The sequence below is a fragment of the Brevundimonas sp. TWP3-1-2b1 genome (assembly GCF_049896165.1).
GTDB classification, from domain to species: domain Bacteria; phylum Pseudomonadota; class Alphaproteobacteria; order Caulobacterales; family Caulobacteraceae; genus Brevundimonas; species Brevundimonas subvibrioides_B.
The window spans coordinates 175,213-188,887 of the sequence record NZ_JAFCTT010000005.1 but is presented as its reverse complement, the minus strand read 5'-3'; the positions used below and the strand labels follow the sequence as shown (position 1 = coordinate 188,887).

General features: G+C 69.2%; 16 protein-coding genes. 10 read left to right on the top strand and 6 right to left on the bottom strand.

Annotated elements, in window-relative coordinates; genetic code table 11:
• Positions 1-115: 115 nt before the first annotated feature.
• The 3 genes from ACP7AB_RS06945 to ACP7AB_RS06935 all read left to right on the top strand — a co-directional run bounded on the left by ACP7AB_RS06945 (position 116) and on the right by ACP7AB_RS06935 (position 4,439).
• Positions 116-2,563, top strand: coding sequence for an alkaline phosphatase PhoX (locus ACP7AB_RS06945; protein ID WP_425988923.1), 2,448 nt, complete (start codon positions 116-118; stop codon positions 2,561-2,563).
• Between the two features lie 107 nt (positions 2,564-2,670).
• Positions 2,671-3,594: a nucleoside hydrolase gene (locus ACP7AB_RS06940; RefSeq protein ID WP_425988920.1), complete on the top strand. Its 924-nt coding sequence runs from the start codon at positions 2,671-2,673 to the stop codon at positions 3,592-3,594.
• Positions 3,591-4,439, top strand: coding sequence for a ribokinase (locus ACP7AB_RS06935; protein WP_425988918.1), 849 nt, complete (start codon positions 3,591-3,593; stop codon positions 4,437-4,439). Before ACP7AB_RS06940 ends, ACP7AB_RS06935 begins: the two co-directional genes overlap by 4 nt.
• On the opposite strand, the gene ACP7AB_RS06930 is transcribed toward ACP7AB_RS06935, so the two are convergent.
• Positions 4,436-4,564: a hypothetical protein gene (locus ACP7AB_RS06930; protein WP_425988915.1), complete on the bottom strand. Its 129-nt coding sequence runs from the start codon at positions 4,562-4,564 to the stop codon at positions 4,436-4,438. The genes ACP7AB_RS06935 and ACP7AB_RS06930 overlap by 4 nt on opposite strands.
• Positions 4,565-4,644: 80 nt before the next feature.
• A complete protein-coding gene (locus ACP7AB_RS06925; protein ID WP_425988912.1) occupies positions 4,645-5,232 on the bottom strand; it encodes a DUF1993 domain-containing protein in 588 nt (195 codons plus the stop codon).
• 55 nt (positions 5,233-5,287) lie between these two features.
• On the opposite strand from ACP7AB_RS06925, the gene ACP7AB_RS06920 reads away from it, so the two are divergent.
• On the top strand, positions 5,288-5,872 hold the full coding sequence (locus ACP7AB_RS06920; RefSeq protein ID WP_425988909.1) for a hypothetical protein: 585 nt from the start codon (positions 5,288-5,290) through the stop codon (positions 5,870-5,872).
• Here ACP7AB_RS06920 and ACP7AB_RS06915 read toward each other — a convergent pair.
• Positions 5,869-7,002 (bottom strand): zinc-dependent alcohol dehydrogenase family protein, encoded by a 1,134-nt coding sequence (locus ACP7AB_RS06915; protein ID WP_425988906.1) that lies wholly within the window; start codon positions 7,000-7,002, stop codon positions 5,869-5,871. The genes ACP7AB_RS06920 and ACP7AB_RS06915 overlap by 4 nt on opposite strands.
• 120 nt (positions 7,003-7,122) lie before the next feature.
• On the opposite strand from ACP7AB_RS06915, the gene ACP7AB_RS06910 reads away from it, so the two are divergent.
• On the top strand, positions 7,123-7,560 hold the full coding sequence (locus ACP7AB_RS06910) for an acyl-CoA thioesterase (RefSeq protein ID WP_425988904.1): 438 nt from the start codon (positions 7,123-7,125) through the stop codon (positions 7,558-7,560).
• An 11-nt stretch (positions 7,561-7,571) separates the two neighbouring features.
• On the opposite strand, the gene ACP7AB_RS06905 is transcribed toward ACP7AB_RS06910, so the two are convergent.
• Complete coding sequence (locus ACP7AB_RS06905) at positions 7,572-7,772, bottom strand: hypothetical protein (RefSeq protein WP_425988901.1); 201 nt, start codon at positions 7,770-7,772, stop codon at positions 7,572-7,574.
• A 224-nt stretch (positions 7,773-7,996) separates the two neighbouring features.
• On the opposite strand from ACP7AB_RS06905, the gene ACP7AB_RS06900 reads away from it, so the two are divergent.
• The 5 genes from ACP7AB_RS06900 to ACP7AB_RS06880 all read left to right on the top strand — a co-directional run bounded on the left by ACP7AB_RS06900 (position 7,997) and on the right by ACP7AB_RS06880 (position 11,408).
• Positions 7,997-8,770, top strand: coding sequence for a YebC/PmpR family DNA-binding transcriptional regulator (locus ACP7AB_RS06900; RefSeq protein ID WP_303694213.1), 774 nt, complete (start codon positions 7,997-7,999; stop codon positions 8,768-8,770).
• Between the two features lie 131 nt (positions 8,771-8,901).
• Entirely contained in the window at positions 8,902-10,248 is a 1,347-nt protein-coding gene (locus tag ACP7AB_RS06895; protein WP_425988897.1) for a hypothetical protein, read from the top strand.
• 38 nt (positions 10,249-10,286) lie between these two features.
• On the top strand, positions 10,287-10,538 hold the full coding sequence (locus tag ACP7AB_RS06890) for a CopG family ribbon-helix-helix protein (RefSeq protein ID WP_425988893.1): 252 nt from the start codon (positions 10,287-10,289) through the stop codon (positions 10,536-10,538).
• Positions 10,520-10,810, top strand: a complete 291-nt coding sequence (locus tag ACP7AB_RS06885) for a type II toxin-antitoxin system RelE/ParE family toxin (RefSeq protein WP_425988890.1) — start codon at positions 10,520-10,522, stop codon at positions 10,808-10,810. The genes ACP7AB_RS06890 and ACP7AB_RS06885 overlap by 19 nt, the downstream gene beginning before the upstream one ends.
• Before the next feature lie 79 nt (positions 10,811-10,889).
• Complete coding sequence (locus tag ACP7AB_RS06880) at positions 10,890-11,408, top strand: hemerythrin domain-containing protein (protein WP_425988887.1); 519 nt, start codon at positions 10,890-10,892, stop codon at positions 11,406-11,408.
• A gap of 3 nt (positions 11,409-11,411) precedes the next feature.
• On the opposite strand, the gene ACP7AB_RS06875 is transcribed toward ACP7AB_RS06880, so the two are convergent.
• Positions 11,412-11,945 carry a hypothetical protein gene (locus ACP7AB_RS06875; RefSeq protein ID WP_425988884.1) on the bottom strand — a complete coding sequence of 178 codons (534 nt, stop codon included), beginning with the start codon at positions 11,943-11,945 and terminating at the stop codon, positions 11,412-11,414.
• 1 nt (position 11,946) lies between these two features.
• Positions 11,947-13,626: a M20/M25/M40 family metallo-hydrolase gene (locus ACP7AB_RS06870; RefSeq protein ID WP_425988881.1), complete on the bottom strand. Its 1,680-nt coding sequence runs from the start codon at positions 13,624-13,626 to the stop codon at positions 11,947-11,949.
• Positions 13,627-13,675: the final 49 nt, after the last annotated feature.

The window sequence follows — 13,675 nt, the reverse complement described above, 5'->3', positions numbered from 1 at the left end:
CTGTAACTGCGTTGTATTGTCCGGTGTGTTCGCAATATAAAACGGCAATATTTCAGACACGAACTTCACAAGCACGAACGCTACCGCTGGTCCCCAGACATTCCGGGGAGCAACCATGTCCGAAATCCACCTGACCGGCAGCCATGACGACGGCGACGTCGAACTGAACACCTCGTCCAACCCGACCTTCGGCTCGATCATCGAGGAGCGCCAGTCGCGCCGCACGATCATGGGCGGCATGGCCTCGGTCGCCGCCCTGTTCGGCCTGGCCGGCTGCAACGACGACAGCGAGCAGCCGAAGTCGGACGCCACGGTCTCGGCCGGCTCCAACGGCGCCACGACCTCGGGCAAGACGGTCACCCTGACGGGGACCTCGACCGGTTCGACCGGCGTGCTGTGGACCCAGGTCTCGGGTCCGACGGTCGTCCTGACGAACGCCAACGCCAGCAACGCCACCTTCACGGCACCGAGCGTGACGGCGGCCACGCCGCTGGTTTTCTCGTTCAACGCCTCCGGCTCGAACAGCATCATCGCCTCGGCCAACACGACGGTGACGGTCAGCCCGGCGGTGCTGGGCTTCAACGCCGTCGCCAAGAGCCTGCTGGACGTCGTCACCGTGCCGGCCGGCTACTCGGTCTCGGTCCTGTATCGCCTGGGCGACCCGATCGACGCCGCCACGCCCGCCTACGCCAACAACGGCACGGACGCGAACTTCGCTTCGCGCGCCGGCGACCACCACGACGCGCTGTATTTCTTCGGCCTCGGCGCGACGACCGGCCTGCGCGACGATAACGCATCGGCACGCGGCCTGCTGGCCATGAATCACGAGAACATCTCGGCCGCCTATCTGCACCCGAACGGCCCCACCTCGGTCGGCGGCGTCCGCCCGGAAGCCGAGGCCATCAAGGAGATCGAGGCCCACGGCGTGGCCGTGATCGAGGTCCTGAAGGGCACGAGCAGCTGGAACTACGTCCAGAACTCGACCTTCAACCGCCGCATCACCCCGAACACGCCCATGGACATCCGCGGTCCCGCGCGCGGCGATGTCCAGGTTCGCACCGCCTTCTCGCCGACCGGCGTCGCCGGTCGCGGCACCGTCAACAACTGCGCCAACGGCTATACGCCGTGGGGCTCCTACCTGACCTGCGAAGAGAACTGGGCCGGCTATTTCCGCCGCTCGTCGACGGACAACGCCGCCCGCACGGCGAAGGAAGTCGTCGCCCTGAGCCGCTACGGCGTGAGCCAGGGCGCGGGCGGCGCCAACGGCTGGGCCTCGGTGGTTCCGACGGTTCCGGGCTCGACCGTCTTCGCCAAGTGGAACGCCTCCGCCACCGGCTCTGACGCGACCGCGGACTTCCGAAACGAGCCGAACCAGTACGGCTGGGTCGTCGAGATCGACCCCTATGACGCCGCCTCGACCCCGAGGAAGCGCACGGCGCTCGGTCGCATGGGCCACGAGGGCGCCTGGCCGGCCAACTTCGTCGCCGGCCGCCGTCCGGTCTTCTACATGGGCGACGATTCGCGCGGCGAGTATTTCTACAAGTTCGTCTCGGCCACCCCCTGGGTCGCCGCCGACGCGACGGCCGCCGACCGCCTGTCGATCGGCGACAAATACCTGGACAGCGGCACCCTCTATGTCGCCCGCTATGACGCGACCGGAAACGGCGTGTGGCTGCCGCTGGTGTTTGGCACGGGTGCGGTCACGGCCGCCAACCCGGCCTATGCCTTCGCCAGCCAGGCCGATGTCCTGATCAACGCCCGTCTGGCCGCCGACGCCGTCGGCGCCACCAAGATGGACCGTCCCGAGTGGGCGGCGGTCAACCCGGTGAACGGCGAGGTCTATCTGACCCTGACCAACAATTCTGCGGCCCTGCGGCCGCTGACCGGGACCGATGCCGCCAATCCGCGCCACTACAACGACCCGAAGGGGGCTTCGAACTCGGCCCAGTTCGGCAACCCGAACGGCCACATCATCCGTCTGCGCGAGACGGGCGACAATTCCGAGGCGACCACCTTCCGCTGGGACATCTACGCCTTCGGCGCCGACTCGGACCTGAACGCGGCCAATATCAACCTGTCGGGCCTGGACGCGACCAACGACTTCTCGTCGCCGGACGGCCTGTGGTTCGGCCGCCCGCAGAACGCCTCGGGCCTGGTCAATCCGCTGCTGTGGATCCAGACCGACGACGGCGCCTTCACCGACAAGACCAACTGTATGATGCTGGTGGCCCAGCCCGGCACCGTCGGCGACGGCGGCGCCCTCACCATCACCAACACCGACTCCACCGGCGCGACCCGCACCCAGTCGACCTTCGTCGGCAAGGCGCCGGGCATGACCCTGCGCCGCTTCCTGGTCGGGCCGAAGGAATGCGAACTGACCGGCATCGACTCGACGCCGGACGGCAAGACCATCTTCGTCAACATCCAGCACCCGGGCGAGAACGGCTCCGCCGCGACGCCGTCCTCGTTCTGGCCCGCCAGCCAGACCGGCGGCACGGGCGCTCGCCCGCGCTCGGCGACGATCGTGATCACCAAGGACGACGGCGGGGTGGTCGGTCTGTAGGACCCGCCTTCATCGCCTGAGACAGAGGGCGCGCCGGAGACGGCGCGCCCTTTTTCGTTGCGAGGATGCGCGCGTGGCCGCATTCAGGGCGGGTGAAAAGACAGAGTTTGATCATCGACTGCGACCCGGGCGTGGACGACGCCGTGGGGTTGTTGCTGGCCTTCGCCTCGCCGGAGCTGGACCTCAGGGCGATCACGACCGTGGGCGGGAACGTCCCGGTCGAGACCACGACGCGGAATGCGCGGATCATCCGCCAGGTCGCCGGGCGGGAGGATGTGCCGGTGTTCGCCGGCGCGGCGCGGCCCCTGAGGCGCGAACCGGCCGGCGCGGGCGAATTCCACGGGGCCGAGGGGCTGGGCGATCTCGAGGCGGTGGAGCCCGATGCTCCGGCGGCGGACGGTTCGGCCGTGGAGGCCATGGTGCGGATCGTGATGGCGGCCGAGCCGAAATCGGTGGCGCTGGCGGTCATGGGGCCGATGACCAATGTGGCGCTGGCGCTGAGGGCCGAGCCGCGACTGGCCGAACGGCTGGGGCCGGTGGTGGTCATGGGCGGGGCGCGGTCCGAGGGCGGCAACATCACCCCGTCGGCCGAGTTCAATATCTGGGCCGACCCCGATGCGGCGGCGGAGGTCTTCGCCAGTGGTTGCGAGATGGTCGTGTTCGGGCTGGACGCGACGCATCAGGTGCGGGGGACGGAAGAGCGGATCGCGGCGCTGGAGGCGGTCGGCAAGGGGCCGGCCCTGACGGCGGCGATGATGGTTCGGTTCTCGCAACGGATCGAGCGGGACATCGTCGGCTGGGACGCCGCCCCCCTGCATGATCCGTGTACGGTGGCCTGGCTGCTCAAGCCCGAACTGTTCCGGCTGAAGCCGTGCCGGATCGAGGTCGAGACCGGCAGCGATCTGACGCGCGGCCATACGGCGGTGGAGTTCCGCATCGATCCGGCGAGCGCCCGGCATCTGTGGGCGGTCGAGGCGGACGGGCAGGGGGTGTTCGACCTGATCACGCAGCGGTTGGGGGCGGTCGCATGAACATCATCGTGGTCGGTTCGATCAACCTGGACCTGGTGGCCTCGGCGCCGTCGCTGCCGGCGGCGGGGGAGACGGTGACGGGGGCGACACTGGCGCGGCATCCGGGCGGCAAGGGCGCGAACCAGGCGCTGGCGGCCGAGAAGCTTGGAGCAGAAGCAAGCCTGATCGGCCGGGTCGGCGACGACGCCATGGCGCAGGAGGCGCTGGCCCTGATGGAGAGCTTCGGCGTCGATCTGTCGGGGGTGGCGGTCGATATCGCGGCGCCGACGGGGGTGGCCCTGATCGCGGTCGATCCGTCGGGCGAAAACCAGATCGTGGTGGCGGCGGGGGCGAACCTTCTGGTGACGCCGGAACAGCTGCCGGCGCGGATCGAAAGCCCGCTGATCGTGCAGCTGGAGCTGCCGATCGAGACGGTCGAGGCGGCGGTGGGTCGGGCGGTCGGGTTCGTCTGCGCCAATCTGGCGCCCGCCGCGCCGGTGTCGGAGGCGCTGCTGAAACGCTGCGATCTGATCGTCGTCAACGAGGGGGAGGCGGCATTCTACGGCGACCTGCTGCACCGGGGCGGGGGTCGGGTGGTGATCACCCAGGGGGCCCGCGGGGCCGAGATGTATCACCGGGGCGTCAGGATGGCCTGGGCCACGCCGCCCGAGGTCGTCGCCGTCGACGCCACGGGGGCGGGCGACGCCTTCGTGGGCGCGATCGTCGTGGCCCTGCTGGACGGACTGGAGCCGAAGGACGCGCTGACATTCGCCTGCGCCGCCGGGGCCCTGGCCGCAACACGGCCGGGGGCTCAGCCGTCGCTGCCGACGCGGGCCGAGGTCGAGGCCCTGCTGGGGCGCGTCTAGCGCTTCTTCAGGCCGCTGAAGAACCACGCCATGTAGAGGCGGAACAGCCAGCCGCCCGGACGTGACCGGTCGTTGGCGCTGACTATGGCGTGCCGACCCCGGCCCTTGACCTGTTTGACGACCACGCGACACCAACTCTTCCGCAAACTGACGGTGTCGAAAGAGCCGGTGGCCGCAAAGGTTCCTTTGTACGCAAGCGCACGGATCAGGTCGGGGCGCCCATGTAGTCGCGCTTGCCGAGCGGGACGCCGGCGCCGCGCAGCAGGTCGTAGGCCGTGGTCAGATGGAAATAGAAGTTCGGCATGGCGAAGCCGGTGACATAGGGCTGGCCGAGGAATTTCACCTCGCCGCCGGGGAAGGTCAGGGTGACTTCCTTGCCCTCCTGACCGTCGACCTTGTCGCGCGGCACCGAGGCCAGATAGGCCAGGGTGTCGGCGATGCGCTGCTGCAGTTCGGCGATGGTGGTTTCGGAGTCGTCGTTGACCGGGGCGGTGACGCCGGACAGGCGGGCAAGGCAGAGCTTGGGGCTGTCGCAGGCGGTCTGGACCTGTTTCACTAGGGGGTTCATGTCGTCGATGATGCGCAGCGACAGCCAGGAGTCCGGATCGACGCCCGTTTCCTTGGCATGGGCGACGGCCTTGTCGAGCAGGCCGGACAGGGCGCGCAGACCGCGCGAGAATGGCGGAACGGTGAGGTCGTAGAGTTCAGTCGCTATGGGTCGGTTTCCTTTGAGGACTTTGTGTCGCTCCAGCCCTGCCTTAGACGATTGTGACGCCCTTGGCGAAGCGCCCATCGCAGGACTAGGGTTGGATTGCCGTCGGGGGGACGGTGATCGAGAGACGACCTTAATGATCCGCATCGTTTCCGCCGCTGCCATCGCGCTCGCGCTCGCCGCCTGTCAGCCTGCCGGTCGCGGAGAGGGCGAGCGGACGGCCGGTCAGGCGACCCTGCCTTCGGGCGACGCCCTGCCGGCGACCTATGACTGGCATTTCGTGGCGCACGGCGGGTCGGGCGACCTGGACTTCGGCGACGGCGACTGGGCCGAGGGGGTCAGCGTCTTCGGCATGTCCTGCCTGCCGCAGTCGAAAACCGTCGCACTGACCTGGGGCCATGAAGAGGAGGCGGTGCTGACGTCGGGCACGGCGACAGGCACCTTCCAGCCAGGTGCGAGCGCGCCGACCGACCACCCGGTGATCACCGCCCTGAAGGCCAGCGGCGCCATCGACGTGGGCCTGAGCGGCGCGGACATGCGGCTGGTCGCCAAGGAGTCGGGCAAGGGCGCGATCGCCGCCTTCTTCGACTATTGCGACACGGGCAAGGATCCGACCTATTCCGTCGAGGCGGCCGAGGCCGAGGACGCGGTCATCGCGGCGGCGGCCGCGGCCGCGACCCCGGCTGTCGAGGCTCCCGCGGTCGAGGCGCCGAAGACCTAGAAGGTCACCACCAGCCGGACGACCTCGCCGGCGTGCAGCCGGTCGAAGCCCGCGTTGATGTCGTCGAGCGATATGGTTCCGCTCATCAGCCGGTCCACGGGCAGGCGGCCCTGGCGGTAGAGGGCGACATAGCGGGGGATGTCGCGGCCGGGCACGCAGGTCCCGATGTAGGAGCCTTTCAGGGTGCGCTCCTCTCCGACCAGGGAGACGACATTGACCGGCAGGGCGGCGTCGGGCGGAGGGAGGCCGGCGGTGATCGTCGTCCCGCCGCGCCGGGTCATCGTCCAGGCGGCTTCGAGGGCGCGGACCGAGCCGGCCATCTCGAACACGAAGTCGGCGCCGCCACCGGTCAGGGCGCGGACCTGATCGACAGCGTCGGGATCGGCGGCATTGACGGTCTGGACCGGACCGAGGGTGCGGGCGAGGGCCAGCTTGTCCTCGGACAGGTCCACGGCGATCACCGGAGAGGCGCCGGAGGCCAGGGCGCCGAGCACGCTGGCGAGACCGACGCCGCCCAGGCCCACGACGACCGCGCTCTGGCCCGCCCTGAGCCGGGCCGTGTTCACGACCGCGCCGACGCCGGTCAGGACCGCACAGCCGAACAGGGCGGCCTCGGCGAAGGACAGGGCCGGGTCGATCTTCACCAGAGAGCGGCGCGAGACCACGGCGCGCTCGGCGAAGGCGGAACAGCCGAGGTGGTGGTTGAGGGTTTCGTCGTGGTGATGGATGCGTCTGCCGCCGGTCAGGAGCTCGCCCTTGCCATTGGCGGCGGCGCCGGGTTCGCACAGGGCGGGGCGACCCTCCGCGCACGGATTGCAGTGACCGCACGACGGCATGAAGACCATGACGACATGGTCGCCGACGACCAGGTCGGTGACGCCTTCGCCGAGCGCCTCGACCACGCCCGCCGCCTCGTGTCCGAGGGCCATGGGCATGGGGCGGGGGCGGTCGCCGTTGATGACCGAGAGGTCGGAGTGGCACAGGCCCGCGGCCTTGATGGCGACGCGGACCTCCCCCGGGCCGGGCGGGTCGAGGGTCACGGTCTCGATCGAGAGCGGGCGGCTGTCGGCATAGGGGCGGGCGGCGCCCATGGCGCGCAGGACGGCGGCGCGGGTGGTGGTCCGGGTCATGAGCAGCCTCGTCGGAAACGCGCGGGTGACCCTCGATAGGCGCTTGACGCGACGGAGGCCAAGCCCGAGCGTCGCACCAGGATCGGCGATCAAGCCGGCGCTGCGAGGGACGAAAACAGAATGCCGAAACGCGACGAGGGGCCGCTGGCCGACCGGGCGACCTACAAGGCCTATCATACGGTCTCGACGCGCTGGGCGGACAACGACCAGTACGGCCACATCAACAACGCCAAATTCTACGAGTTCGTCGACTCGGCGGTGAACGCCCACCTGATCATCGGCGGGGGGCTGAAGGAATCGATCGGCCTCGTGGTCGATTCAGGCTGCCGCTACACCTCGTCGCTGGCCTTCCCGGATGTCATCGAGGTCGGGATCAAGGTCGACCATATCGGCACGTCGAGCGTGAAATACGGCTTCGCCGTCTTCCGTCGTGGCGTGGCCGAGCCGGCCGCCATCGGCTATTTCGTGCACGTCTATGTCGACGCCGAGACGCGCCGGCCCAAGCCGCTGCCGGCGGTGCTGCGGGGCGTGGCCGAGAACCTGAGGGCGACGGCTTAGCGAGAGGGGGCTCAGTCCTCGTCCATGTAGCCCAGCAGGGCCAGGGCCCCGACGGCGGTGAGGACGCCGAGGGCGAAGGCTGCGACGATGGAGCCGGTGGCTACCGCGGTCGAGACCGTCACCGGACGGCTTTCGTACCATTCGACGATGTCGGCGTCGTCGAGATCGTCCTCGAGATAGGCGTCGGCGTCGTGCAGGGGATTGTCGGACATGGTCAAGCTCCGTCGGTGGCTGGCTTAATCCCCCGCAGGGTCGCCGGTTCCAGCGACCGATTGGTGACAGAACAGCGCGGGCGGGCTAGACGGCCCCAACCCACGCACGGAACGCGCTCAAGCAGCGAGATCCGGGCTCAAGTAGCAAGACGTAGCTTGTCCTCCGGCCGATCGCAGATCGGACCGGGGGGCGCGTCGAGCGATAGCGCACTGAAGAGATAACAATGGCCGGCCATTCCAAGTTCAAGAACATCATGCACCGCAAGGGACGCGCCGATGCGTCCCGCTCCAAACTGTTCTCCAAGCTGTCGCGCGACATCACCGTGGCGGCCAAATCGGGGATGCCCGATGTCGCTCTGAACCCGCGTCTGCGCCTTGCGGTCAACAACGCCAAGGCCGAGAGCCTGCCCAAGGACGTGATCCAGCGGGCCATCAACAAGGCGTCCGGCGGCGACGTCGATACGATGGAGGAGGTCCGCTACGAGGGCCGGGGCCCCGGCGGGGTCGGCATCATCGTCGAGGCCCTGACGGACAACCGCAACCGCGCCAACTCCAACATCGGCACGGCATTCAAGAAGAACGGCGGGGCGCTGGGTGAGATGAACTCGGTCGCCTTCATGTGGGACAAGGTCGGCAAGATCACCTACGCCGCCGAGGCCGGGAGCGAGGACGCCGTCATGGAGGCCGCCATCGAGGCGGGCGCCCAGGACGTCGAATCCGACCTGGTGAAGCCCGACATCTACGAGGACGCGCCGGGTCACACGATCTGGACCGCCTTCGAGGATCTGAACGAGGTCGCCGAGGCCATGTCCAAGATCCTGGGCGACGCAAAGTCCACCGCCATCGTCTGGAAGCCCCAGACCGAGGTGCCTGTGACCGGCGAGCATGTCGGGACGCTGATGCGGCTGCTCGACGCCCTGGACGCCGAGGACGATGTCTCGATGGTCTATTCCAACGAGGACATCTCCGACGAAGAGATGGCGAAGTTCGCGGGCTGACTGTCCACAGCCGTTCAGGATCGCCGGTATCGACACTCCTGACGCTGACCGTTAATCATTCCTTAACGGGAGGGGGCGGCTCGATTCGAGGCGCCTGCATCAGGCATGATCCGCCCGTCAGCGGGGGCGTTATGACGATGTTGTCCAGGATTGATCGAGTTCTGTCGCGGAGCGGCAAGAGCGCCCAGGGCGTCGCGCCGTCCATGGATGAGCGTGAGAGCGGCGGCGACGCCGCCGGCGTGATCGGCGAACGGTTCGAGACCATTCAGGACAGCCTCGACCAGTTGTCGGACATGGCGCGCCGGTTCGGGACCTTCGAGAGCCTGCTGGCGCAGCTGCGGGATCCGCTGGAGGCGGAGTTCCGGTCGCGGCGCGACGGCCACGTCGAACTGATCAACCTGCGCGCCGCCAGCATCGACAACGGAGCCCGGCTGGAGGCCGCGACCGTCGAGGTGCGCAAGCTGGCCGACGCCCTGGCCGAGAGCGAGGCGCGGGCGGAAGACCTGGCGGCGCGGCTCGGCGAACAGACCACAGCTTCGCAGGAAGCCCGGGTCGAGGCCGATCGTCTGCGCAGCGAACTGTCGCTGGCGACCGGCAAGATCGAGGCGCTCGAGGCGGGTGAACGCGTCTCCGGTCAGCGGATCAAGGAACTTGAACAGGACCAGGAGGCCCTGCGCACCCAGTTGAAGCAGGCCGAGAGCCTGCGCACCGACTCCGAGGCCGGCCGGGCGCAGATCCAGCGCGATCATGCCCTGGCCTCCGAAGAGAACACCGTCCTTCGTCGTCGCGTGGACGAGGTCTCGGCCGAGATCGCCGCCCTGGCCCGATCGTCGGCCGCCAGCGAAGGCCAGCTGGCCACCGAACGCGCCCGCTCGGCCTCCGAGCAGAGCGAAGCCGCCCGCGCCCTGCGCACGCTGGAGAACCAGACCGAGGCCGCCCGGGCCGAGATCGCCTCCCTGTCGTCGCGGCTCGATACGGCCACGGCCCGCGCCAACGGGCTGGAAGTCCTGAACACCGAACAGGCGTCGCGCCTGAGCGAGCTGCAGACCGGCTCGCACGGGACCGAGCGCAAGGCCGAACAGCTGCAGGTCAGCCTGGACCGCGCCATGGAGCGCATCCGCGGCCTGGAATCCGAGACCGAAGAGACCCGCCAGCGCCTGGCCGGGATGGAGGTCGCCCGCCTCGCCGCCGTCGACCGCGCCGAGTCCCTGGCCAAGGCCGCGACCACCCACGAGAAGGCCATCGCCCGCGCCGAGGACCGGATGCTGAAGATCCAGGCCAAGCTGGCGGCGGCGCAGGACGAGCACCACGCCAAGGCCCAGACCATGATCCAGCAGGCCGCCGCCCTGCGCGCGGAACTGGAAGGCGCCCGGGCCGAGGCTGCGATGTCGTCGGCCGCGCTCGACGCCGCCCGTCGCGAACGCGGCGGCCGGCCGGCCCCGATCGAAAGCGGATCGGTCCAGGCCATCGTGGCCTGAGTTTGGCGGCGGTCGGGGGTGGTGGTAATCTCCACGCCATGACCGTGCATGTGACCATCGAGATGGATGAGGCCGTGAAGGCCAAGCTGGATGCGTTCTCCAGCGCCAGAGGCCGAGCGGCCGGCGAACTGCTGGTGGAAGCGGCGGAGCTTATTGCTCGCGAGCATGACGCTCTGGAGGCGGCGATCGTCGAAGCGGAAGCCTCTCTGGCGGCGGGCAAAGGCATCCCGCATGAGGAGGTCGTTGCCCGGCTGCACGCACGGCGAGCCCGATGGACGGACGCCGCCTGAGGCTGATCTGGACGCCGGAAGCGGAAGCTGATCTGGAAGAGGGCGTCAACTACATCGCGCGAGACAATATCTCGGCCGCCATCGCGACAGAAGATCGCGTTCTGGAAGCAGCGGATGGGCTGCGTGATTTCCCCGGCAAGGGGCGGGCTCGTCCCGACGGCAGACGGGAGTTGGTGGTCGCCGCCACGCCTTTCCTGCTCGTCTACCGGACGGAGCTCGACTGTGTTCTGGTTCTGCGCGTCTGGCACACGAGCCGCGAACCCTTCAGCTGACCGACGCGAGTCGTTCGCACGGAACTGGCGCCCTGCGGCGGGCGTATCGAGGCTTCACTGTTCGCGCCGGAGCCGCCCCATGGACATCACCCAGCTGATCCTCGACGACCACGCCGAGCAAAGGCGGCTGTTCTCGATCCTCGAACAGATCGATCCGAAGGACGTCGATGCGCTGACGGCGGTCTGGTCGCGGCTGAAGGCGTTCCTGGATGTCCACGCCGAGGCCGAGGAGCGGTTCTTCTATCCCGAGCTGCTCAAACTGGGCGAGGGCGCCAACGACGCCGAGGACGGCACGGTCGAGGGCGAGACCGGGGACGCCATCGAGGATCACAACAGGCTGCGCGACGCGGTCAAGGCGGTCGAGCAACACCCCGTCGGGACCGGCGCCTGGATCGAGGCGGTCGGCAAGGCCAATGTCGTGAACTCAAAGCATATGGGCGAGGAGGAACGACAGGGGCTGACGGACTTCCGCCGCCACGCCCCGGTGTCGAAGCGGCACGAACTGGCCGTGCGGTTCGCCGCCTTCGAGGCCGATCACATCACCGGCGTGCGGCCCGTCAACAAGGACCCCGAGACCTATATCGAGGCCAACGGCTAGGGCTCAGGGCCAGCGCGTCCAGCAGGGGTGGAGGTCCCGGTCCAGCGCATAGGCCCAGGCCGCGTAGTCGCCGCCGTAATCGTTGATCGTCAGAAGGGCCGCGCTCCCGTTCGGCGCGGCCACCTCGACGGTGATCTCGTAGCGGGCCCCGTCCTTCTTGCTCTCCAGCATGAGCAGGGTTCCCGGCGGCCGGACGACGAGGGGCGTGGGTGCGGTCGATACGGGCGGTAGGGCGCGCAAGGCCTCCATGCCAGCACGCAGGACCGGACAATCGGCCGAACGGGCGACCTGCGGCGGGCCGTTGGTGCTGATCGCGATCGCCGATAGGGGGCCATCGAGAGGATCGATGCCGAGGCGGTCGGGGCGGACGGCATACAGCGTGATCTCACGGTTCGGCCAGGGCGCTTCCTGCAGGACCATGATCCGGGCCACCGCGCGTCCGCCTTCGAATTCCGGCATGCGCAGATCGTCGGACAGCCGCTGCGATCCCGCCAGCGCCGGGGTCGCGATCAGGGCGGCGAGGACCACTCCGCGCATGTCAGCCGCCCTGCATGCCGTAGCGTTTGACGATCTCGAACAGGAAGTCGCGGCCCTCGTAGAGGGAGCGGACGCGGATCCGTTCGTTGAGGCCGTGGGCGCCGCCGCCGTCGGGATCGCCGAACATGCCGGTGACGCCATAGGTCGGGATGTCCGCCGCATTGGTGAAGCGACCGTCGGTGGCCCCCGTCGCCATGGTCGGCAGGATCGGCACGTTCGGCCACATCTCACCCGCGACCTCGCGGATCGGACCCATGACGGCGTCGGACAGCGCCGGCGGCGGGGCGGTCGGGCTGGGGCGGCCGACGGGGGTGATGGAGATGGCGGCATCAGCCATCAGCCGGGTCAGTTCCGCCTGGGTCTCGGCCACCGTATGGCCGGGCAGGATGCGGCAGTTGATGTTGGCGGTGACCTTCTGGGGCTGTGCGTTCGGGGCGTGGCCGCCGTCGATCAGGGTCGGGATACAGGTGGTGCGCAAGGTCGCGTTCCAAGACGGATTGGCGGCCGAGACGCGGGCTGCGGCCTCCGCATCGGGACCGGCGGCGGCGCTGATGGCGCGCATGTCGGCGGCGTGTTGCGGCTGGGTCCCGGCCAGGGCCGCGAAATAGGCGCGGGTGACCGGGTTCAGCTCCAGCGGAAATTCAAAGCCGCCGACGCGGGAGAGGCCGGCCGCCATGGCGACGATGGCGTTGTCCTTCCTCGGGCGCGAGGAGTGGCCGCCGGGGTTGGTCAGCTCGAGCGTATAGTCCTGATAGATCTTCTCGCCCGCCTGGACGGCGAGGGCGAGGCGATTGCCCTGATCGTCGAGCAGACCGCCGGCGCCTTCGTTCAGGGCGAAACCGGCCTGAAGGGTCTCGGGGTGTTCGGCCAGCAGCCATTCGACGCCGTTGTGGACGTCGGCGGTCTCCTCGCCGCAGGTCAGGGCGATCCTGATGTCGCGGGCGGGGGCGAACCCCTCCTGCCTGAGCCGCACCAGGGTATCGACCCAGACCGAGGCCTGGGCTTTGTCGTCACTGGCGCCCCGCGCGTAGAAATAGCCGCCCTCCTCGACCAGGGTGAAGGGATCGCGGGTCCAGTCGGCGGGATTGGCCTCGACCACGTCGATGTGGGCGAGCAGCAGGAGGGCGGGGGCATCGGGGTCCGAGCCGTGCAGGGTGGCGACCAGATTGCCGTCCTTCGGCCGATCCGCCGGGGCGAGGATGCGGACGTCGGCGGCCGGATAGCCTGCGGCGGTCAGGCGGGCGGCCATACGCTCCCCGGCCAGGGTGCAGCTGCCTTCGGACAGGGTGGTGTTGGTCTCGACCAGTTCCTCGTAGAGGGCGCGGAAGGCGAGCTGGTCGGGGCGGGGCGCCGGCGCGGTCTGGGCCTTGCTGGAGGTGGCGATGGCGAGGGCCACGCCGAAGACGACGGCGATGACGCCCACGCCAATCAGCAGGCGCTGGCGGCTCTTGCGGACCGCCGCATAGACGGGCTCATCGAGGTAGTAGAAGCCGGCCCGGGCCTGACGGATGGCGTTCTGGCGCAGCAGGCCGCGCAGGGCGAGTCTGGCCAGGTTCCTGTCGGGCGACAGGGGGATGGCCTTGTCGGGGGAGAAGGCCCCGGCGGCCCGCAGCGCCTCGATCATCCGGCGCTCTGCCCGCATCCTCTGGGCCGCGACGACGGCGCCGGCTGTGTTCGACATGATCGATCCCTCTTGTTCGGCGTCGAAGCTAGCGTGAAGCCGCGCCCTT